We start from the raw sequence: 22,407 nt of genomic DNA on the forward strand, positions 1-22,407 counted from the left end.
GCTCCCCACGCTTTCGCATCTCAGCGTCAGTATCTGTCCAGAAGGCCGCCTTCGCCACCGGTATTCCTCCACATCTCTACGCATTTCACCGCTACACGTGGAATTCTACCTTCCTCTACAATACTCCAGATAACCAGTTTTAAGTGCAATTCCTAGGTTGAGCCCAGGGCTTTCACACCTAACTTAATTATCCGCCTACATGCCCTTTACGCCCAGTCATTCCGATTAACGCTCGCACCCTCCGTATTACCGCGGCTGCTGGCACGGAGTTAGCCGGTGCTTCTTCTGTAATTAACGTCAATTGATGCACCTATTAGATACACCACCTTCCTCACTACCGAAAGTACTTTACAACCCGAAGGCCTTCTTCATACACGCGGCATGGCTGCATCAGGGTTCCCCCCATTGTGCAATATTCCCCACTGCTGCCTCCCGTAGGAGTCTGGACCGTGTCTCAGTTCCAGTGTGGCTGGTCATCCTCTCAGACCAGCTAGAGATCGTCGCCTTGGTGAGCCCTTACCCCACCAACTAGCTAATCCCATATGGGTTCATCAAATGGCGCATGGCCCGAAGGTCCCATGCTTTGGTCTCTCAACATTATGCGGTATTAGCAGTCGTTTCCAACTGTTGTCCCCCTCCATTCGGCAGATCCCCATACTTTACTCACCCGTCCGCCACTCGTCATCAAGTGCAAGCACTCATGTTACCGTTCGACTTGCATGTGTTAAGCCTGCCGCCAGCGTTCAATCTGAGCCATGATCAAACTCTTCAATTTAAAGTTTGATGCTCAATAACTGTCTCTGACATATTCAAATGAATCTTCAGTGTCACTTATCAAGACTTAATTTTTTGAGTCCGTAGACTTTAATCTTTTCGTCTCGCAAGTGCCCACACAGATTGTCTGTTTCTTCTTTTTAAAGAGCTGACAGCTTTTAATTTAACTAAACATTTTGTTGTTTCAGTTTGCTGTCTCAAGGGTTGCGTATGTTACTCACTTCATTTGCCTACGTCAACCCCCAATTTTATAAATTTCAAATTTTTCTTATCGAGTGATTGCTTTTTAAGCTAAACGCAACTTTATAAGCTTATCGTGATTTGTTTTACTGCATTCTTCGCTTTACTAATCGCTTCCTCAACCGTTAGTGCTCTAGCAAGCGCAACACCCATTCTGCGCGTTGCTTTTACTTCTGGCTTACCGAATAAACGTAAATCCGTTTGTGGCTGACTTAATGCTTTATCTAAATTAGCAAATTTAACTTGTTTAGAATCTCCCTCTACTAATAAAACAGCAGATGCACTCGGGCCATATTGTTCAATAACAGGAATAGGTAAACCAAGTATTGCTCGAGCATGCAGCGCAAATTCAGAAAGATTTTGTGATATTAACGTCACCATACCGGTATCATGTGGACGTGGTGAAACTTCACTAAACCAAACCTGATCACCTTTAATAAATAATTCTACACCAAATAAACCGCGTCCGCCTAATGCATCAGTTACTTTGGTTGCAATTTCCTTTGCTAACTTTAGTGCATTATCAGACATCGCTTGAGGTTGCCAAGATTCTCGATAATCACCTTTTTCTTGTCGATGACCAATTGGTTGACAAAATGAAACACCATGAATATGTCGAACAGTTAATAAAGTAATTTCATAATCAAAATCCACCAAACCTTCGATAATAACCTTACCCCCACCAGCTCGCCCTCCTGCTTGTGCATATGTCCATGCTAATTCAATGTCCTGATGATTACGTATCAGTGATTGTCCTTTTCCTGAAGAACTCATAACGGGTTTAACAAAACAAGGAAAGCCTATCTCTTCAACCGCTTTTTTAAATTCATGTTCATTTATAGCAAATCGGTAAGGTGAAGTTGGTAGTTTTAGCTCTTCAGCGGCTAGCCGACGAATACCTTCTCGATTCATCGTCAGTTGTGTTGCTTTTGCTGTAGGAATAACCGTAAAGCCTTGCTGCTCTAATTCGACTAAAGTGTCAGTTGCAATTGCTTCTATTTCTGGAACGATATAATCAGGTTTTTCAGCTTCGATAACTTTCCTTAAAGCTTGACCATCTAACATATTGATTACATGATAACGATGTGCAACTTGCATTGCTGGCGCATTAGCGTAGCGATCAACAGCAATAACTTCACAACCAAACCTTTGTAGCTCTATCACGACTTCTTTCGCTAATTCACCTGCACCACAAAGCATAACTTTTGTTGAAGTGGGTGATAACGGCGTTCCTATTGTAGTCATAATGTCCTCATACTCAGTTAACTATTTTTAATTTTAATATCCTAAAAATAAAAAATCGGGAACAATATCCCGATTTTCTAATTACTATTATGCTTGATAAGGATCACGTAGAATCATGGTTTCACTACGATCTGGACCTGTTGAAATAATATCAATTGGGGTTTCAGTTAACTCTTCTATTCGTTTAATATAATTTTTTGCTGCTTGTGGTAACGCATCATAACTTTTAATACCAAAAGTTGATTCGCTCCATCCTGGCATAGACTCATATACAGGTTTGACTAAACTCCAATCTTCAGCAGCAGCCGGTGCATTGTTAATCACATCACCATTAGGTAATTGATAACCAACACAGATTTTAACCTCTTTAAGACCGTCTAACACATCAAGTTTAGTTAAACAGAAACCAGAAACTGAATTTAGTTGTACGGCTTTACGAACAGCAACCGCATCAAGCCAACCAGTACGACGACGACGACCCGTTGTTGCACCAAATTCATTACCTTGTTTACACAGATATTCACCTACATCATCAAAGAGTTCTGTTGGAAATGGTCCTGCACCAACACGAGTAGAGTAAGCCTTAACAATACCTAGCACATAGCCAACATAACGAGGACCAAAACCTGATCCTGTCGCTACACCGCCAGCAGTAGTATTTGAAGAGGTAACAAAAGGATAAGTACCATGATCAATATCAAGTAAAGTACCTTGTGCACCTTCAAACATTATTCTTTCGCCTTTCTTCCGAGCGTCTTCTAATAACGTCGGAATATCTGCAATCATAGCGACTAAAATATCTGCAATCGCTAATGTGTCATCAAGGACTTTTTGATAATCAACCGCTTCAACTTTATAGTAATTGACTAATTGAAAGTTGTGGTATTCCATAACTTCTTTCAATTTTTCAGCAAATGCTTGACGATCACGCAAATCACCAACTCGAAGTCCACGACGAGCGACTTTATCTTCATATGCAGGGCCGATACCTCGACCTGTGGTGCCTATCGCTTTACTACCACGTGCTTTTTCACGAGCTTGGTCTAATGCAATATGGTAAGGTAGAATTAAAGGGCAAGATTCAGATATCAGTAATCTGTCTTTAACTGGAATACCTTTTTCTTCTAACGCTTTCATCTCTTTCATTAGCGCATCAGGGCAAAGCACTACACCATTCGCAATGATACTTATAACATCATGACGAAGAATACCTGATGGGATAAGATGTAATACTGTTTTTTCGCCATTGATCACTAACGTATGGCCAGCATTATGCCCACCTTGATAACGAACAACATATTTTGCTTTTTCTGTGAGTAAATCAACAACTTTACCTTTGCCTTCATCACCCCATTGCGTACCTAGCACAACAACATTATTACTCATAGACTATTACTCATTCTGTTATTTATTCGATTTTAGTTTCATGTATTGGAAAAATTCACTATCTGGGCTAATAACCATAACGTCATTACCAATAAAACTTTGTTCATAAGCTTTTAAACTTCGAATGAAGCTAAAAAACTCCATATCTTTACCAAAGGCATCAGCATAAAGTTTAGCTGCATTAGCATCACCTTCACCACGAATAATTCGTGATTGTCGTTCAGCTTCAGATAATATTTTTGTTGCCTCAAGTGTCGCTGCTGCTCTTGTTTCTTCCGCTTTTCTTACGCCTTCAAAACGTTTATCGCGGGCAATGACTTCTCGTTCTGCTCGCATTCTTGCATAGATAGAACCTGAAACTTCAGCAGGGAAATTAATCTGTTTAATACGTACATCAACGACTTCAACACCAAAAGCGCGTAGACTCGTTTTACTACTTTCGGGATCTTTTTCTGTATCTGCAACTAATTTATCTATTGGTGCGTTATCAACAGAATCTTGATGTGTACCATTTAAAGCATCTTTTACTCGAATCATTAAAGAATTACGCGATTTAGTATCCGCATTCGAGTCATTAATAATGTCCTTATTACTCAGTTTACCAATTTCCGCTCTTAAACGACCATTAAGACGAGCAAGTAGTAAGTCTTCAACATTATTGCCGCCGGCAACTGTTTCATAATAACGATTGAAGTCAACAATTTTCCATTGAACAAAATAATCAACTATCAACTCTTTCTTTTGAACATTGAAAAAACGTTGTTCTTTACTGTTATTAGAACTATTGGTGGTTTGTATTTTAGCATCAATAACTTTAACACTATCAATACCTGGAATTTTAAAATGTAAACCAGGTTGAGATAATCCAATTATTTTATTAAATCTTAAAACAACACCACGGGTGCCTTCCTCAATAACATAAGCACTTGAAAAAAACACACCAATTAAAATCAAAACTATAGGAATCAATAATTTACGCATATTCATTTTTCTCCTTATCGTCCCATAGTCCGCGTCGTATTGCTGGTAGAACTATTATTACGGGTTGTAGCACCATTTTGCGACTCTTTGGTTGGTTGAGGTGCACTTTTTATCGCATCAGAAGAGCTTGGCATATTAAAATTGTAATCACTGTTTTGATTTGGCAACGTAGTTGGAGTAGATGTTTTTTCGCCATTATTTTTTAATAATTGCTCTAAAGGTAACACCATTAAATTACCACTTTTATCATTCACAACCACTTTATTAGTTTTACTTAATATTTTTTCCATTGTTTCAATATATAAACGCTCTTTAGTGATTTGAGGGGCAGCCTTATATTGAGGTAATATTTTTTCAAAACGTGCAACATCACCGGCCGCTTCAAGTTCTACCCGAACTTTATACGCATCAGCATCAGCTAAAATTCTTGCAGATTTACCTTCTGCTTGTTGCACTAACTGAACTTTATCTGCTTCAGCTTGTTTAATTTCACGTTCACTATCACCTTGAGCACGAATAGCATCATCGTAAGCATCTTGCACTTCATCTGGTGGTCGAGCAACTTGGAAGTTCAAATCAACAATGTTAATCCCCATATCGTAATGGGTAATTACATTAACTAATTCATCTTTAGTACTGCTTTCAAGCGCAGCTCGGCCATCGGAAATAATCGCATCAATATTAGAACTTCCAACCGCTGTTCTTAAAGCACTATCAGCAGCTTGACGAAGACTATCCTCAACATTGGTCACATTAAATAAATACTTCAATGGATTGCTGATACGATATTGAACATTCATTTCAACAAAAACTAAATTTTCACCTGTTGTAACAATGAACCCTTGTACATTAAAATTTCGTGTACCTTGGGTATCAACGACATAAACTTTGTCGATTAAGGTAGGTTTCCAATTCAAACCAGGTTGAATAATTTCTGGTTGAACCTGTCCAAAACGGGTAATCACACCGCGTTGACTTTGGTTGATAGTATAAAAACCACTTATTCCCCAAATCAGAATAAGCACAACAATGACAGCAATAACAATTTTTGAGCTATTCATCGATAATTTTATTTTTGATGAACCACCATTATTATTGCTTGAATTACCTTTTTTTAATAGGTCTTTAATTTTATCTAAAAAACCACCGGATGAATTAGAAGGTTTTTTATTATTACTTCCCCATGGATCGTTATCTTGTCCGTTATTTCCGGGCTGATTCCACGCCATATTTTATATGCTCCATTTAACAATTAGTTGTTATTTTGCGTATTGATTAAGTATAACAGATCTGGCTCTTGTTTACAGAGGCGATTCCATTCAATTGACGGCATTCTCACATCAAGATGAAAGCTACCATCTTCATTTATAATTTCATGTTCTACTGCATTTAGCTGATAAAAACGACTTCTTAGCCTTACTAAATGAACAGGTAAGCTTAATTGACAAATTTGGATCTGTCTAGCAAGTCTTTCTTTTAATGCAGTAAATAAGAGATCTAATCCTAAACCATTTTGAGCAGAAATCCAAACACGAATAGGCATACCGTTTTCGTCACGATCAATACCAGGCTGTTTACCTTCAATTAAATCTATTTTATTCATTACCATCAATGTCGGAATATCGTGGGCATCTATTTCTAATAGAACCTCTTCGACGGCATGTATATTATCTAATAGGTTTGGATCGGATGCATCAATCACATGTAATAAAAGTGCAGCCTCTTGGGTTTCGAGTAATGTTGCTTTAAAAGCAGCAATAAGGTCATGAGGTAAATGACGAATAAATCCGACTGTATCGGCTAATACGACTTCACCAACATCTTCAACATTAATGCGTCTTAAAGTCGGATCAAGCGTTGCGAACAATTGATCGGCAGCATAAACATCGGCATGCGTTAATGAATTAAATAGTGTTGATTTACCAGCATTAGTATAACCAACCAACGAGACGGTAGCTAGATCAGCTTTATTTCTTGATTGTCGATTTTGATTACGCTGCTTTTCAACTTTAGCAAGCCTAGATAATATTAATTGAATACGATGACGAATTAAACGCCTATCGGTTTCTAACTGAGTTTCGCCCGGTCCCCTTAAACCAATCCCACCTTTTTGTCGTTCTAAGTGTGTCCAGCCTCGAACTAAACGCGTTGATAAATACTGCAACTGCGCTAATTCTACTTGTAACTTACCTTCATGAGTTCTAGCGCGCTGAGCAAAAATATCTAAAATAAGCCCAGTTCGATCAACGACACGGCATTCACATAATTTTTCTAGGTTTCGTTCTTGGGTAGGAGTTAAGGTGTGATTAACTAAGATGACAGATGCGTCAAGCGCTTTAACTTTTTCGGCAATTTCAAGCGCTTTCCCTTCACCAATAAAATATTTAGCTTGTGGCGCTTTTCTTGAGGTTGTCACAATATCGAGAATCTCAATTTGAGCAGAAGAAACAAGCACTTCAAACTCTTTTAGATCCTCGATATCGCTTTCTTGAGGGAAGAATACATGGACTAATAAGGCAGATTCCCCGCCTTTATATCGCTCAAACAATCAGATTCTCCACTGAATTAATCAGCTTTCGCTTTCCTCTTCAGGTTGAGTCACCAATCCAGAGATAGATCTTGATGGTACAACTGTTGAGATGGCATGTTTATATACCATTTGGCTTACAGTATTTTTTAATAAAATAACAAACTGATCAAATGACTCAATTTGCCCTTGTAATTTAATACCGTTAACTAAATAAATGGATACAGGAATATGCTCGCGACGAAGCAAATTTAAATAAGGATCTTGTAATGACTGCCCTTTTGACATGAGTTTATCCTTTAAGATGAAAATAATAATATGAAGATAATATAATCGTACTTTTTAAAAATTTTTAATTTAACTAAAACATAAAGTACTTATGTCTATTTACCAAAATAACATAAAAAACTCAGCTCTTGAACCGGTCAATAATAATTTATGCACAAATAACTAAAATTTTAATAAATTTACACTAATCAAACAAAAAAATATACTAAAATATTATATTAACCTAAAACTTTTTTACATTTTGGAAAAGCAATTCAGTCATAAAAAGTTAAGTAATAGGCAGTAAAAAATATTTTCAAACCTAAAACAGCTGATCGAAAACCTTATCCATATTATCAAGATTTAACCATGTAATAGGTTGTTTCCAACCACGTAGCCAAGTAATTTGCCTTTTTGCTAATTGACGTGTTGCACAAATACCTTTGAACACCATTTCATCATAACTACTTTGACCATCTAAATACTCCCACATTTGCCGATAGCCAACACAGCGCATCGAAGGTAAATTTAAATGCAAGTCAGGTCGTAATTTTAGCGCTTTCACTTCATTTTCAAATCCTTGATCAAGCATCTGTAAAAAACGTTGTTCAATACGCTGATGTAACTCGGCGCGATCTGAAGGCATAATGGCAAACTGCATCACATCGTAAGGTAATGCTTCACCACTTTCTTGGGTAAGTTCGGTTAAACTTTTACCCGAAATTAAATACACTTCTAAAGCACGATTAAGACGCTGTGGATCGTTTGGATGAATTCTTTGAGCTGAAACAGGATCAACTTTTTTTAATTCTTCATGAATCGATTGCCAACCAAATTTATTGGCCTTTTCTTCTATTTGTTGCCGAATTTCATTGTTAGCCACAGGTAAAGGGGATAACCCTTCAAGCAACGCTTTAAAGTACAACATTGTTCCACCAACTAACAGTGGAATTCGCCCTTTTTTTAACGTTTTTTCAATTTCAACGAGGGCATCATGCCTAAAATTGGCGGCAGAATAACTTTCTGCGGGATCACATATATCAATTAATTTATGTGGGTAGTTTAATTGCTCTTGTTTTGTTGGTTTGGCTGTACCGATATCCATATCACGATAAATCAGCGCTGAATCGACACTTATAATATCAATTGGATAACGTTCATAAAGCGCCATCGCAAATGCGGTTTTACCTGAAGCCGTTGGCCCCATTAATGAAATAACTTTTGCTTTATTCATAATTACATGGATTTTATAAAAGATTGAAGATCAATAGGATGTAAAAATGTTCCTAGTTGCAATAAATTGCTATCAATTTGCTCTAGCTGTGCAAGTAATTGGATCACTTTGGTCACACTCCAACTTACTGCTTGAGTATTATCACATTGACTAGCCAGCCAATCTGCAATTTTGGTCGGATCTAATGCATTTTTCTCTGACGATGAAATCAATGCCAATAAAGCAGGTAATATTTGCTGCCAATTCATCGTTCTAAGCATTTTAGGTACGCTTTGTAAATGTAATTTTGCTTTGTCGATATAAAAATCAAATCCTAAAAAATTAAGTTGAGGTTGATAATTGGTTAATGCTTGTTGTTCTTTATGATTGATTAAAATAGTCAATGGAATCAATAATTTTTCAGAATCTTGAGATAATAATTTAATTGCTGACAATTTTTGTTGAGCTACAGGTAATTTCATCAACATAAATTTTTGCTGATTATCTTCAAACTTTTCAAGCAATGCTATATCTGGTTGAATAACCGTTAACACACGACCAAATTGTACTAATGACGAACTATCAAGCTGCTGTTGTAAGGAGTGTAAAGATGTACTTCGCTGTGGAAACAACGCATCAATTACCGCTTTTTGCCCCTCAGTCATTTGATCATCTTGATGGGATAATCTTACTGGCTCAGGTTTAGTTTCAACCGATTTAGAAACATCAACAAGCTGACCATATAGTGTATTTTCTCTAGCAAAATTACCTGATTTTTTTGTTGGTTGACTGCTAGCTTGATAATTTTTAGGTTGAGCCAATTGATTAAAAATATTAACACCCGCAGCTTGACGATTAGGAGTAATGACTGGCGCTTGAGTCGTAATAGACAAATGGGATTCCAATGCCATCATAATAGCTTGATAAACAAAATCATGAACTAAACGTGCTTCATGAAAACGAACTTCATGTTTAGCAGGATGTACATTGACATCAACCTGTTTTGGATCAAGTTGTAAAAAGACCACATAACTCTGTTGCTCATTAGTTTGACTAATATAAGCTTGACGCAAAGCATGATTAAGTAATTTATCTTTAATAACACGACCATTAACGTAAAAATATTGCAGATCACTGACGTTGTTACTAGCGACCCATCCTTGAATAAGTAAATCATCATGCTGCCAATCGAGTTTAACTGCTTTTTGCATAAACTCTCGACCACAAACTAATTCAACCCTTTTTTCAAGTGTGGATGATCGATATTGTTTAACCAGTTTACCATTATGTTGCAAATTAAAAGAGACATCAGGACGCGCTAAAGCAATTCTACGAACAAACTCTTCAATATGCATAAATTCGGTTTTGTCGGTTTTCAAAAAACGACGACGCGCGGGTGTATTATAAAATAAATCCAAGACTTCAACCGTTGATCCTACGGGATGGGCTGCAGGTTTAATAACCGGTTTCATATCGCGACCTTCGGCATAGACTTGCCAAGCTTCGGATTGCTCGGCGGTACGGGAAGTTAACGTCAATCGAGATACTGAACTGATACTGGCTAGCGCCTCACCACGAAATCCAAGGCTAATAATTGAATCTAAATCATCTAGTGTACTAATTTTACTGGTGGCATGACGGGCTAAAGCTAATGCTAATTCCTCTTTAGTAATACCAAAACCATTATCACGAACACGGATTAACTTACAACCACCTTGTTCGAGATCAATATCAATTTGCGTACTACCTGCATCAAGGCTATTTTCGACTAATTCTTTAATAACAGATGCCGGCCTTTCTACCACCTCACCAGCAGCAATTTGATTGGCCAATTGTGGTGATAGAATATGTATTGCCATTAGTGCCGTTCTCCAAATTTAGGATTTTGTTTTACATAGTTTTTTATACCTTGATAAATTGCTCTTGCAATCTTATCTTGATGAGTATTACTAGCAAGTAAACTTTCTTCAGTTTCATTTGATATAAAACCAACCTCAACCAAAATAGAAGGGATATCCGGAGACCGTAATACACCTAAACTAGCATGTTCAGGTTTACGTTTATGCAGTTTGATTGGCCCACTCATCTCTTTAATAACTTGTGTTGCTAATTCATACCCTACACGCTGAGAATAGGAAAATTGTAGATCTAATACCGCCTGACTCAAATGACGATTATGATCATCACTAAGCGCATCACCAGCACCTCCTAATAGTTGAGACTGTTTTTCATCTTGTTCTAGCCAACGCCCCAGTTCAGTATCCGCACGTTTAGTTGACAACACCCAAACTGAAGCGCCAGAAGCACTTCGATTTGGCGCTGCATCAGCATGAATTGACACAAGTAAATTAGCTTTGTTTTTACGCGCGATATCTGAACGCTGCGATACCGAAATGAAATTATCACTACTGCGTGTTAAGACCCCTTTAAAATTAGGATCATTATTTAATAAATTGGTAAGCTTTTTAGCAATAGAAAATGTCACTGTTTTTTCATAAAGATTATGTTTACCTATGGCACCAGAATCTTTACCGCCATGCCCAGCATCAACAGCTATAACCACTTTAGCGGCATAAGCTGAGCTGCAAAGTAGCAAAAGCATAAAAAAAGTCATTAATTTTTTCATCAGTATTTTCGCTAATTGTTAATGTAGTAAATTAATAATTGACTGACCTGTTTTGGTATTTGCTTGTAAACAAACACTGCGTTCAAGTGCTAAATAAGACAAATGGATTTCAATATCGGCAATGGGTAATATGCCTTGTGCTTGCTTTGGCCACTCAATTAAACAAATTGATCGAGAAGAGAAATATTCGCGTATGCCCATAAATTCTAATTCTTCAGGATCAGCTAATCGATATAAATCAAAATGATAAACTGAAAAATCGTTAAAATGATAAGGTTCAACTAAAGTATAAGTAGGACTTTTAACATTACCCTTATGACCAAGTTGTTGTAAAAATCCTCGACTGAACGTTGTTTTACCCGCACCAAGATCGCCAATTAAGTAGATAACTATTGCACTATTGTGATTAGATAAATAATTTAAACATTGCTCAGCAAGCTGTTTACCAAATAAAATTGTTTCTTGCTCGTTAGCTAAAATAATCGGTTTCATAACGAATTCTTTGCTCAATAAATGATCCTTATTATATACTAATAACCATTAAAGATGTACCAAGCAAGGTTAACTTGCTTTTTTCTTAAAAATTCAAAGTAAAATAGATATTTTAGTAAAAAGTGGAAAAATGTTACATACAATTTCAACTCATCACTTAGCAAATATTGATACAACACTCATATCTACGCAAGATGCCGTACTTTTTTGGCAAAATGGCGTTATGATTGCTTGTCAAAATAATGCCTTATTGAATGATATTTTACAAAAAACCACGCATTGTTATGTACTTGACAACGATATTATTGCTCGTGGCATTAGTCAATTCATCGATGTAAGGCTTGAAGTCATCACTATGCAACAAGTAGTTGAATTAACAGCTAAGTATTATCCACAAATAAATTGGGAATAATCTTTTAATATAATTAAAAGAATTCATTATTCTTAAATAACCACATATCAAAACAGAATTGGCACATTTGCAAATCTAAATCTTGCAGTTTAATATAAATTCAACTGTGTTTTAATGAATAGCTGATATTAATGACCAATTTATTAACTTTATCGCAAGCAAGTGCTCGATTAAAAAAAGGGGATGTCATAGCCTATCCAACCGAAGCTGTTTTTGGATTAGGTTGCGATCCTGATTGCCAATCGGCAGTAATGACACTATTACAACTAAAGCAACGATCAATTGATAAAGGATTGATTTTAATTGCCAGCCATTTTAAACAACTTATCCCTTATATAGATGAAACAGCGCTAACAATAGAGCAACAACAAAAAGCAATAGCCAGTTGGCCTGGTCCTATTACTTGGCTTATGCCCAAAAATAAAACCACACCTTATTTTTTAACGGGGCAATATAATTCAATTGCGGTAAGAGTAACAAATCATCCATTAGTTTGCCAACTTTGCGATCTATTTGGAAAACCATTAGTCTCAACCAGTGCCAATCGTTCTGGTCATGAACCTTGCCGAACCGTTATTGAAGTGACTAAACAATTTGGTGACACATTGCCTATCTTACAAGGTGAAACAGGGCAACGCTCACAACCCTCTGAAATTAGAGATGTCAAAACAGGACAAATTATTAGGCAAGGATAGTGTTATGCAAAATTTATATATTGGCGTAATGTCGGGAACAAGTATGGATGGAATTGATATCGCGCTAGTTGATATCACAGCAGGAAAAGTCACATCCATTATCAGTGATTGTTATCCGATGCCAAATTCAATTAAACAACAATTACTAACACTATGCGACACAAAACAGACAACATTACAAGATTTAGGTCAGCTTGATCATCAACTTGGACTATTATTTGCTAATAGTATCAATCAATTTTTACAAAACAATCATATCAATAAAAACCAAATTAAAGCAATTGGCTGCCATGGGCAAACGATTTACCATCAACCAACAGGTAATAATCCTTTTACCATGCAAATTGGTGATGCCAATATTATTGCAGCTAAAACTGGCATTATCACCATTGCCGATTTTCGCCGTAAAGACATGGCTTATGGTGGGCAAGGTGCTCCACTAGTACCTGCTTTTCATAAAGCAGTACTACAAGATCCACACATCAATCGAGTCATATTAAATATTGGCGGCATTAGTAATATTTCAGTCTTAATTCCTAATCAAACAGTTATTGGATACGACACGGGGCCGGGTAATGTGTTACTTGATGGTTGGATAAATGAAAATCTTAATCAAAGCTATGATAAAGATGCGATGTGGGCAAAAACAGGCCACATTCAACAAAACTTATTACATAAGTTACTTGATGAAGCATATTTCAAATTACCTGCACCTAAAAGCACTGGACGCGAATTATTTAACTTACCGTGGTTACATAAAAAACTGGCAGGTATGAATTTAAAGGCACAAGATGTTCAAGCAACCTTAGTGGAATTAACCGCAATATCTATTGAACATGAAATTGAAAAATTACCCATCAGTAACAATTTACCTTGCGAATTATTGGTTTGTGGTGGTGGTGCTAAAAACCCGTTGATTATGCAAAGATTATCAACATTATTACCTAACTGGACAGTATTAACCACAAATGACAAAGGAATAAACAGTGATGATATGGAAGCAATTGCATTTGCATGGCTTGCTTATTGTCGAATCAATCATATTCCATCCAACATTCCTGAAGTGACAGGAGCAAGCCAGGCAGTATGCTTAGGGGTGATATATCAATAATTTAAATAATTAATCATCAGATTTTGTTAGCTTATTGTAACTAATTAATGCTGATTAGCTATTGATTGACTAATTTCGCTAATTAATTAGCTCCATCTTCAGCCGTATTACACCTAAAAATAGACGTTAATAAACTTAACGCGCAAGAATGTTACTTAAACGATCATAAATAGATACAGCAAAACACCTTAAACCAAGCTCTGACTCTTCATCATCTTTCCCATTAGGCGTTTAACCTCGTCGAGCTTAGCTAAAAAAGCATCTTTACTGGTTATAGTTTTAGGTATGTATTGGCTAAATTCAATGCTATTGACTGAATTTTTGTTACTTTAATCATTAACCAAACAAGTCATACTTTTGCTAACCCTATAGGTGAAATAGCATCATTAAATCTCTTGTTTACTTACCGCGTAAAACTAGACAAATCAATTCACACTTAAATAATTCAGCAATTAGATAGATTAAACAAGATACAACACCAAAAATAAGAGCACGAGTAAAAGATTTTCCTAATTATAATTACAATAACTGCTTTGATAATAATATCGATTTTAAATTATCATTAATTTTAATCATCTGATTAATTAAATTAGATGATTTTTTTATTAGAACTAAATCAAACCAAGTTTATGCAAAGCTTTAGCGATTCCATCATTGTTATTATCATCAGTAATAAATTCAGCATGTGCTTTTAGCCCATCAACAGCATTAGCCATGGCTATTGGATGATCAACAGTTAAGAACATCTCAAAATCATTCATTCCATCACCAAATGCATAAGTTGGTACATCAGTAAATCCTTTTCGCTGTAATAACTGAGTTATGCCATTTCCTTTAGAACCACCGTGATTAAAAACATCAACGCAATAGGGTGTATTACGAATAAAGGTCAATTCAGGAAATAGATCTCGATAATGTTCTTCGCCTGATTCACATAACAGCAATAACATTTGAATAGGTTGATTTAAATAGATCTGATCATCAACGGGAGGAACGGGTTGTTTTAAATAATGATAAAATACCTTAGCAGGTTGACTATCTTGCGAAACACGCATAATCTCATAATTATAAAAAGAGAGAGGTATATCCATTTGTTGTTTGGAAAATTGATAAATTCTAGCTATCACATCTTTATCAATATTATTCGTAAAGACCGTTTCACCTTGATAAAGTACCACTTGACCATTCATTCCAACAATTGAATCGATTTGTGTTTTATGCATCAAATCAACAACTTCACAAGGCGTTCGTCCCGTCGCTAACATGGGAATAATATTATTTTGTTTAAGCTTATTTATAGCTTGATAAGAACTGGGTAAAACTTCAATTTGACTATTAAATAGTGTTCCGTCTAAATCAAAAAAAACGATAGCTTCAGGCTTTTTACTCATACTACAAATCCAAAATATATTTAATAAAAGGAATAGTTAACTTACGTTGTTGAGCAAGCGTTGCAACTTCAAACTTTTCTAATAAAGAAAACAGTGTACGCATATCACGATTAACACGTTTTAATAAAAACAATCCAACTTCGGTTGATAATTCAAAACCACTTAATTTAGCTCTTAATTGTAAAGCTTTGAGCTTATCATCATCACTTAATTCTTTTAATTGATAAACTTGTCCCCAAGATAATCGAGAAACCAAATCAGGTAAAGTAAAACAAATCTGTTTAGGAGGTGCATTAGCTGTAATTAATAACTTACTTACATTTTTCTCAGTTAAACGATTAAATAAATCGAAAATAGCCTCTTCCCAATCTCTATGACCAGCTATAGCATCAATATCATCTAAACACACTAAATCATAATTATCCAAGCCTTGTAAAATTTCGGGAACAAGATGGTAATACTGCTTTAAAGGAATATAACTGGCTAACTTATTTTGATTTGAAGCATGCAACAAATGAGTCCGACCAGAAGCACTTGCCGACCACATATAAAAGACATTGAAACCTGGCTTATCAAACAAAGCTTGTAACGAATCGAACAATAATTGATTATCGCCCACATAAAAACTATCAAAAGTTTCACTATTAGATAAAGAAAAAGGTAAAGGTAACTGTGAAAGAGTAATAAAATAACCTCACAATAAAAATAATTTCATGATAAGTATAAATTTGCTACCACAAAAATCAATCACTTTTGTATAAAACAAATCAAGCATAATAACCATCTTACTTAATAAGCTAAATAGAGCAATACAGATCAAACAACAGTGTTTAAAACATCACCGCTAATCTATCAAAATTTAAGCAAACAAATTTATTTTTTGTGGATAACTTTGTGATAAATACGGCTAATAAGCTGTTATAATCGGATTAATAACCTTAAAGACAAAAACAATTGTGGATAAATACAAAAGTTATAAACAAGTCTAAATCCAAAAAGATCCGATCAATTAACAGAATTAGATCACAACTAAGATCCTAAATAATAATCACAAAAATAAGTTATCAACAGAAGTCATCTAAACTAATAACAATAAAAATAAAAAGATCAAATAAAAGATCTTATTTAATTTAAATAGCGATCAAAATAGATCATTTGACGTAATCAAAAAGATGAGTACAATTCCTAACGCTAAATAAACCCTAATCACCTGATCAAAAACGACGATCATCAATATATAAATAAAAACAACGAGGCTTTTATGTTTTATCCAGATCTTTTTGATGTCATTATTGTTGGTGGCGGCCATGCAGGAACAGAAGCAGCAATGGCATCAGCTAGAATGGGCAGAAAAACACTACTATTAACCCATAATATCAATACGTTAGGTCAAATGTCTTGCAACCCTGCAATTGGTGGTATTGGTAAAGGGCATCTAGTAAAAGAGATCGATGCAATGGGCGGACTCATGGCACACGCTATTGATCTAGCAGGGATCCAGTTTAGGATCTTAAATAGTAGTAAAGGTCCTGCTGTGCGAGCTACTCGCGCTCAGGCAGATCGATCGCTTTATCGAAAAGTGATCCGAACAACACTTGAAAACCAACCTAATTTAATGCTATTTCAACAATCAGTTGAAGATGTGATCATCGAAAACGATCAGATCACAGGTGTAAAAACTCAAATGGGTGTATCTTTTAGAGCAAAAGCCGTAGTATTAACAGCAGGTACCTTCTTAGATGGAAAGATCCACATAGGTTTAGATAATTACAGCGGTGGTCGAACAGGCGATCCAGCATCAATTGGTTTATCAAAATCACTACATCAATATCCATTTAGAATGGGTCGCTTAAAAACAGGTACACCACCTCGTATCGATGCGAGAACTATTGATTTTTCAAAACTTGGAACACAATATGGCGATGATCCCGTTCCAGTATTCTCATTTTTGGGTCATGCTAGTGAACATCCAAGGCAGATCCCGTGTTATATAACAAGCACTAACGAAACCACACACGAGATCATTCGCAACAGTTTAGATCGCAGCCCTATGTACACAGGTGTTATTGAAGGTGTAGGTCCAAGATACTGCCCTTCAATTGAGGATAAGATCATGCGCTTTGCTGATCGTAATTCCCATCAGATCTATTTGGAACCTGAAGGATTAGATAGTAATGAAATCTATCCAAATGGGATCTCAACAAGTCTACCTTTTGATACTCAACTTGCATTCGTACGTAGTATGAAAGGGCTTGAAAATGCGAATATTGTGAGGCCCGGTTATGCGATCGAATATGATTATTTTGATCCAAGAGATCTTAAACCGACGTTAGAAAGCAAAGTGATCAAAGGGTTATTTTTAGCCGGTCAAATCAACGGCACAACTGGTTATGAAGAAGCTGCGGCTCAAGGGATGCTAGCTGGGTTAAATGCAGCAAGATTTGTATATGATCAAGATCAATGGTATCCAACACGTGATCAAGCCTATTTAGGCGTCTTGGTAGATGATCTTTGTACATTAGGCACAAATGAACCTTACCGCATGTTTACTTCTCGTGCTGAATATCGCTTGATGTTACGTGAAGATAATGCAGATATTCGCTTAACTGAAATCGGACGTAAATTAGGGATGGTTGATGATTACCGTTGGCAAAAATTTAATGAAAAATTTGAAGCAGTGGAACAAGAAAGGGCACGTCTGCGTGATATTTGGGTTCATCCTCATATCGAAACCATTGATGAAGTGAATGCGGTCCTAAGTGCTAATTTAACCAAAGAAGCCAACGGTGAAGAGCTACTAAAACGTCCTGAAATGAATTATCAAACGTTAAAGAAACTATCACTGTTTGCGCCAGGGTTAAGCGATCCGCAAGCAGCTGAACAAGTTGAAATTCAAGTCAAGTATGATGGTTATATCAAACTGCAAATTGAAGAAATAGAGCGTCAAAAACGTAATGAACAAACATTGATCCCTGCGCATATTGATTATGCAGAAATATCAGGGTTATCTAATGAAGTAGTGGCTAAATTGAAACAACATAAACCTGTTTCTATTGGGCAAGCTTCACGTATTTCGGGTATTACGCCTGCTGCTATTTCAATGTTATTGGTTTACTTAAAAAAGAAAAATTATGTTAAAAAAGAAACTCATTAATCTAATTGATCAAACTGATCTTTTGATCTCAGATCAACAAATTGATCTATTAATTGATTATGTTGAAATGCTACATAAGTGGAATAAAGCTTACAATTTAACTGCTGTGCGAGATCCTAACGAAATGTTAGTTAAGCATATTATGGATAGTCTTGTTGTATCGCCTTATTTAGAAGGTAAAACGTTTATTGATGTCGGAACGGGGCCAGGTTTACCTGGCATCCCATTAGCAATTATCAACCCTGAAAAACAATTTGATCTCGTTGATAGTTTAGGTAAACGAATTCGTTTTTTAAAACAAGTACAATTTGAATTAAAGTTAACTAATATAAATCCAGTACAAAGTCGAATTGAACAATATTGCGATAAAAAGTTTGATGGTGTGATTAGTCGTGCTTTTGCTTCCCTGCAAGATATGCTTAATTGGTGTAAACATTTACCTAATGAACATGGTGCTTTTTATGCGCTTAAAGGCAGTGAGATCGATACTATTCCCGATGGTTTTATGCTTAAACAAAATATTAAATTGACTATTCCCCAATTAGATGCCGAAAGACGTTTGGTGATAATTCAATAGTGTAATGTTTAGTCACTTTTATGATTGCTAGTTTTTACGTTTTTTGACGTAATCTTTGATGCCATCTACGATCGCTTTAGATACTTGATTTTGAAACGAAGCTGTTTTTAATTTTTGCTCTTCTGAAGCATTACTAATAAAAGCAGTTTCGACTAAAACCGAAGGAATATCTGGTGCTTTTAATACAGCAAATCCCGCTTTTTCAAGTGACGGTTTATGTAATTTATTGACACTTTTCATTCTATTTAAAATGGCATTGCCGAGTAATACACCATTGCTCAGTGTGGTTTTTTGAACTAAATCTAAAATGGTATTATCTAAATATTTATCACCACTACGACTGACGCCGCCTATTTGGTCGGCCTCATTTTGAGTTTGTGCTAAATAGCTAGCTGCTGAGCTACTTGCGCCGCGTGTAGATAAAGCAAATACTGACGATCCTTTTACTGATGAGCTAGCAAAGGCATCGGCATGAATAGAAATAAATATATCAGCGTGTAATGATCGAGCTTTAGCTACTCTAACTTTCAATGGTATAAAGACATCCTCATTACGTGTCATGTAGACTTTTATATTAGGTTCTTTTTTCAAAGAACTGTAAGCTCGACGGGCAATTTGTAAAACGACATCTTTTTCACGCGTCTTATTATTTCCAATAGCGCCAGGATCTTCGCCTCCATGTCCAGGATCGAGAACAACAATAATAGGTGCGTTTTTGTTTTTATTTGTTGCTGTTTTGATCTCAGCTTGTTTTTTATTAAGATCGCCTTTTTTATACTCTTCTAATAATGCAAGCAAAGGATCATCATCTGTTGCTGATGAAGGCTTAGATGGATAAAGATCGATGACTAAACGATGTTTAAATTCAGCTACAGGCGATAAGCTAAAGGTATTTGGTTGAATACCTTGCTTCAAATTGATCATGATTCGAACTTTTTTTGAATCAAGTTGGGCAACACTTATTGATTTGATATAAGGATCTCGAGGTAATACTTTAGATGAAATCTTTTTTAAAGTAGCATCTAAATTAATATTCTCAATATCAATGGCAAGCCTTTCTGGATTGGTCAATAAAGTGTGTTTGAATTTTAAATTTACATTCGATTCTAATGTTATTCGAGTATAGGTCGATGAAGGCCAAACTCTAACGGCTATGACCTGAGCTAAGTTTGCTGCAAAACCTACTTTTGTGACAGATAATAAACATGTCGCAATAATACCTTTAATGAGTAGGCGTTTTGTTGGACTAAATGTTTTTGACATATCTAAACACATTATTTTCTAAATAAATTGATCGTGAATAATAGCATAAAATATATTGATATTAAAAAGAATGATTCTCATCTTTAATTGGCTTTTTTATTTGATAAGTTATCTATTGATTATGTTATAGCCGCGGCCTTGATATTTTTTATTCAGGTTAGGATTATATTTAACTCAAGGTTTAATCAATTTGGCTTTGTTGGCATTGTTTGTTAAAACTTTTAAAAAATGAAATTTATATTTTTGATGAAAATAGGAAGTAATCAAATTGGCGATATCATGCATTTTTCAGTTTGCCTACTTATTTTACACTACTAGATAAATTAAAAATTACGTTATTAATAAATCAGTTATAGCAAAATTATATCTACGATAAATTTTGACTAAGCGTTAGACAATAAATTGATTGGTAATGTTTTTAGTTAGCAAAATAACCTATTTTTTACTGTTAAATTTTTTCTAAAATATTGCTATTTTCAATAAAAAAATCCAATACGCTACTTTGTTTTGTTATTTTTCATTTTTATTATAGACCCTACAATTACAAAGGATTACAATATGGCACGCTAAAATCGCGGATTTAAACCCGTTTTCATTTTAACAATTAAATATAGCTGAGTTATTGATGAGCAAAAAACTACATATCAAAACTTGGGGCTGCCAAATGAATGAATATGATTCAACTAAAATGGCAGATCTCCTTGAATCCACCCATGGTTTAACTTTAACAGAAAATGCAGAAGAAGCAGATATTTTATTACTCAATACTTGCTCTATTCGTGAAAAAGCCCAAGAAAAAGTATTCCATCAATTAGGTCGTTGGAAAAACTTAAAACAACATAATCCGAATATTATTATTGGGGTAGGTGGTTGTGTTGCTTCACAAGAAGGTGCACATATTCGTAAACGCGCACCATTTGTTGATATTATTTTTGGACCACAAACTTTTCACCGTTTGCCTGAAATGATTGAGCAAGTTCGTAGTGGTAAAGGCAATCATGTTGTTGATGTTAGCTTTCCAGAAATTGAAAAATTTGACCGTTTGCCTGAACCGCGTAGTGAAGGGCCAACAGCTTTTGTATCGATTATGGAAGGATGTAATAAATATTGTACTTACTGTGTGGTACCTTATACTCGAGGTGAAGAAGTCAGTAGGCCGTGTGATGATGTTATTTATGAAATAGCTCAGTTAGCCGAACAAGGCGTTCGTGAAGTCAATTTACTTGGTCAAAATGTAAATGCTTACCGCGGTCCAACATTTGATGGTGATATCTGTTCTTTTGCTGAATTATTGCGATTAGTTGCGGCTATTGATGGTATTGATCGTATTCGTTTTACTACCAGCCATCCAATTGAATTTACCGATGATATTATCGATGTTTATCGTGATACGCCGGAATTAGTTAACTTTTTGCATTTGCCGGTACAAAGTGGTTCAGATCGTGTGTTAAATCTGATGAAACGCACACATACCGCTATTGAATATAAATCAATTATTCGCAAATTACGCAAAGTTCGTCCTGACATTCAAATTAGTTCGGATTTTATTGTTGGATTCCCTGGTGAAACCCAAGAAGATTTTGAACAAACCATGAAATTAATTGCTGATGTGAATTTTGATTTAAGTTATAGCTTTGTCTATTCAGCACGACCAGGTACACCAGCTGCTGAAATGGAAGATAATGTTTCTGAAGACGAGAAAAAACAGCGTTTATATATATTGCAAGAGCGCATTAATCAACAAGCGATGCAATTTAGTCGCCGCATGTTAAATACCGTGCAACGTATTTTGGTTGAAGGACCTTCCAAGAAAAACTTAATGGAATTAACAGGACGTACTGAAAATAATCGTATTGTTAATTTTGAAGGTTTACCAGATATGATTGGAAAATTTGTTGATGTAGAAATAACCGATATTTATCCTAATTCCTTACGAGGAAGAGTGGTTCGTACTGAAGATGAAATGGATTTACGAGTCAATCAATCGCCAATGTCAGTAATTTCACGAACGCGTAAAGAAAATGATTTAGGCGTGGGTATTTATCATCCATAA

At 35.6% G+C, this 22,407-nt stretch carries 18 protein-coding genes, 1 rRNA gene and 1 pseudogene; 6 read left to right on the forward strand and 14 right to left on the reverse strand.

The features are described 5' to 3' along the window. The 11 genes and pseudogenes from A9G09_RS04555 to tsaE all read right to left on the reverse strand — a co-directional run. Positions 1-775: ribosomal RNA gene (locus tag A9G09_RS04555) — 16S ribosomal RNA — on the reverse strand; the annotation flags it as partial. Positions 776-1,077: 302 nt separating this feature from the next. After that, complete coding sequence (gene purT / locus A9G09_RS04560) at positions 1,078-2,259, reverse strand: formate-dependent phosphoribosylglycinamide formyltransferase (protein WP_065633722.1); 1,182 nt, start codon at positions 2,257-2,259, stop codon at positions 1,078-1,080. An 87-nt stretch (positions 2,260-2,346) separates the two neighbouring features. Continuing rightward, a complete protein-coding gene (locus A9G09_RS04565) occupies positions 2,347-3,645 on the reverse strand; it encodes an adenylosuccinate synthase (RefSeq protein ID WP_065633723.1) in 1,299 nt (432 codons plus the stop codon). Positions 3,646-3,663: 18 nt separating this feature from the next. Next, a complete protein-coding gene (gene hflC, locus A9G09_RS04570) occupies positions 3,664-4,626 on the reverse strand; it encodes a protease modulator HflC (protein ID WP_065633809.1) in 963 nt (320 codons plus the stop codon). Between the two features lie 14 nt (positions 4,627-4,640). Beyond that, positions 4,641-5,855 carry an FtsH protease activity modulator HflK gene (gene hflK / locus A9G09_RS04575; RefSeq protein ID WP_065633724.1) on the reverse strand — a complete coding sequence of 405 codons (1,215 nt, stop codon included), beginning with the start codon at positions 5,853-5,855 and terminating at the stop codon, positions 4,641-4,643. Positions 5,856-5,878: 23 nt separating this feature from the next. Further along, positions 5,879-7,174: a ribosome rescue GTPase HflX gene (gene hflX, locus A9G09_RS04580; RefSeq protein ID WP_065633725.1), complete on the reverse strand. Its 1,296-nt coding sequence runs from the start codon at positions 7,172-7,174 to the stop codon at positions 5,879-5,881. Between the two features lie 21 nt (positions 7,175-7,195). Beyond that, positions 7,196-7,441: an RNA chaperone Hfq gene (gene hfq, locus A9G09_RS04585; protein ID WP_065633726.1), complete on the reverse strand. Its 246-nt coding sequence runs from the start codon at positions 7,439-7,441 to the stop codon at positions 7,196-7,198. Between the two features lie 301 nt (positions 7,442-7,742). Then, the gene (miaA, locus tag A9G09_RS04590; protein WP_065633727.1) at positions 7,743-8,654 is read right to left on the reverse strand and encodes a tRNA (adenosine(37)-N6)-dimethylallyltransferase MiaA; all 912 of its coding nucleotides are present in this window, start codon (positions 8,652-8,654) and stop codon (positions 7,743-7,745) included. A 2-nt stretch (positions 8,655-8,656) separates the two neighbouring features. Then, a complete protein-coding gene (mutL, locus tag A9G09_RS04595) occupies positions 8,657-10,492 on the reverse strand; it encodes a DNA mismatch repair endonuclease MutL (RefSeq protein ID WP_065633728.1) in 1,836 nt (611 codons plus the stop codon). A 35-nt stretch (positions 10,493-10,527) separates the two neighbouring features. Beyond that, positions 10,528-11,217 (reverse strand): annotated as a pseudogene (locus A9G09_RS04600) (N-acetylmuramoyl-L-alanine amidase); the annotation flags it as partial. Positions 11,218-11,277: 60 nt separating this feature from the next. Next, complete coding sequence (gene tsaE, locus A9G09_RS04605; RefSeq protein ID WP_065633730.1) at positions 11,278-11,751, reverse strand: tRNA (adenosine(37)-N6)-threonylcarbamoyltransferase complex ATPase subunit type 1 TsaE; 474 nt, start codon at positions 11,749-11,751, stop codon at positions 11,278-11,280. Positions 11,752-11,881: 130 nt separating this feature from the next. Here tsaE and tusB point away from each other — a divergent pair, with 130 nt between their 5' ends. The 3 genes from tusB to A9G09_RS04620 all read left to right on the forward strand — a co-directional run bounded on the left by tusB (position 11,882) and on the right by A9G09_RS04620 (position 13,969). Next, the gene (gene tusB, locus A9G09_RS04610; protein WP_065633731.1) at positions 11,882-12,163 is read left to right on the forward strand and encodes a sulfurtransferase complex subunit TusB; all 282 of its coding nucleotides are present in this window, start codon (positions 11,882-11,884) and stop codon (positions 12,161-12,163) included. Between the two features lie 131 nt (positions 12,164-12,294). Further along, complete coding sequence (locus A9G09_RS04615; protein ID WP_065633732.1) at positions 12,295-12,858, forward strand: Sua5/YciO/YrdC/YwlC family protein; 564 nt, start codon at positions 12,295-12,297, stop codon at positions 12,856-12,858. A gap of 4 nt (positions 12,859-12,862) precedes the next feature. Continuing rightward, a complete protein-coding gene (locus tag A9G09_RS04620; RefSeq protein ID WP_065633733.1) occupies positions 12,863-13,969 on the forward strand; it encodes an anhydro-N-acetylmuramic acid kinase in 1,107 nt (368 codons plus the stop codon). A 611-nt stretch (positions 13,970-14,580) separates the two neighbouring features. On the opposite strand, the gene A9G09_RS04625 is transcribed toward A9G09_RS04620, so the two are convergent. Further along, entirely contained in the window at positions 14,581-15,360 is a 780-nt protein-coding gene (locus tag A9G09_RS04625) for a Cof-type HAD-IIB family hydrolase (protein ID WP_065633734.1), read from the reverse strand. Between the two features lies 1 nt (position 15,361). Beyond that, positions 15,362-16,045, reverse strand: coding sequence for a DnaA inactivator Hda (hda, locus tag A9G09_RS04630; protein WP_065633735.1), 684 nt, complete (start codon positions 16,043-16,045; stop codon positions 15,362-15,364). Between the two features lie 576 nt (positions 16,046-16,621). Here hda and mnmG point away from each other — a divergent pair. Beyond that, entirely contained in the window at positions 16,622-18,514 is a 1,893-nt protein-coding gene (gene mnmG / locus A9G09_RS04635; protein WP_065633736.1) for a tRNA uridine-5-carboxymethylaminomethyl(34) synthesis enzyme MnmG, read from the forward strand. After that, on the forward strand, positions 18,492-19,091 hold the full coding sequence (gene rsmG, locus A9G09_RS04640) for a 16S rRNA (guanine(527)-N(7))-methyltransferase RsmG (RefSeq protein ID WP_065633737.1): 600 nt from the start codon (positions 18,492-18,494) through the stop codon (positions 19,089-19,091). Before mnmG ends, rsmG begins: the two co-directional genes overlap by 23 nt. Positions 19,092-19,118: 27 nt before the next feature. Here rsmG and A9G09_RS04645 read toward each other — a convergent pair whose 3' ends face one another. Next, entirely contained in the window at positions 19,119-20,354 is a 1,236-nt protein-coding gene (locus tag A9G09_RS04645) for an N-acetylmuramoyl-L-alanine amidase (RefSeq protein ID WP_065633738.1), read from the reverse strand. 625 nt (positions 20,355-20,979) lie between these two features. Between A9G09_RS04645 and miaB the strand changes: the two genes are divergently transcribed. Continuing rightward, a complete protein-coding gene (gene miaB, locus A9G09_RS04650; RefSeq protein ID WP_065633739.1) occupies positions 20,980-22,407 on the forward strand; it encodes a tRNA (N6-isopentenyl adenosine(37)-C2)-methylthiotransferase MiaB in 1,428 nt (475 codons plus the stop codon).

It is taken from the genome of Gilliamella sp. wkB292 (assembly GCF_001690235.1).
GTDB lineage: Bacteria > Pseudomonadota > Gammaproteobacteria > Enterobacterales > Orbaceae > Gilliamella > Gilliamella apicola_F.

Coding starts and splice junctions, on each gene's coding strand:
- purT (WP_065633722.1), bottom strand. CDS start 2,259: ATGACTACAATAGGAACGCCGTTATCACCCACTTCAACAAAAGTTATG.
- A9G09_RS04565 (WP_065633723.1), bottom strand. CDS start 3,645: ATGAGTAATAATGTTGTTGTGCTAGGTACGCAATGGGGTGATGAAGGC.
- hflC (WP_065633809.1), bottom strand. CDS start 4,626: ATGCGTAAATTATTGATTCCTATAGTTTTGATTTTAATTGGTGTGTTT.
- hflK (WP_065633724.1), bottom strand. CDS start 5,855: ATGGCGTGGAATCAGCCCGGAAATAACGGACAAGATAACGATCCATGG.
- hfq (WP_065633726.1), bottom strand. CDS start 7,441: ATGTCAAAAGGGCAGTCATTACAAGATCCTTATTTAAATTTGCTTCGT.
- miaA (WP_065633727.1), bottom strand. CDS start 8,654: ATGAATAAAGCAAAAGTTATTTCATTAATGGGGCCAACGGCTTCAGGT.
- mutL (WP_065633728.1), bottom strand. CDS start 10,492: ATGGCAATACATATTCTATCACCACAATTGGCCAATCAAATTGCTGCT.
- tsaE (WP_065633730.1), bottom strand. CDS start 11,751: ATGAAACCGATTATTTTAGCTAACGAGCAAGAAACAATTTTATTTGGT.
- tusB (WP_065633731.1), top strand. CDS start 11,882: ATGTTACATACAATTTCAACTCATCACTTAGCAAATATTGATACAACA.
- A9G09_RS04615 (WP_065633732.1), top strand. CDS start 12,295: ATGACCAATTTATTAACTTTATCGCAAGCAAGTGCTCGATTAAAAAAA.
- A9G09_RS04620 (WP_065633733.1), top strand. CDS start 12,863: ATGCAAAATTTATATATTGGCGTAATGTCGGGAACAAGTATGGATGGA.
- A9G09_RS04625 (WP_065633734.1), bottom strand. CDS start 15,360: ATGAGTAAAAAGCCTGAAGCTATCGTTTTTTTTGATTTAGACGGAACA.
- mnmG (WP_065633736.1), top strand. CDS start 16,622: ATGTTTTATCCAGATCTTTTTGATGTCATTATTGTTGGTGGCGGCCAT.
- rsmG (WP_065633737.1), top strand. CDS start 18,492: ATGTTAAAAAAGAAACTCATTAATCTAATTGATCAAACTGATCTTTTG.
- A9G09_RS04645 (WP_065633738.1), bottom strand. CDS start 20,354: ATGTCAAAAACATTTAGTCCAACAAAACGCCTACTCATTAAAGGTATT.
- miaB (WP_065633739.1), top strand. CDS start 20,980: ATGAGCAAAAAACTACATATCAAAACTTGGGGCTGCCAAATGAATGAA.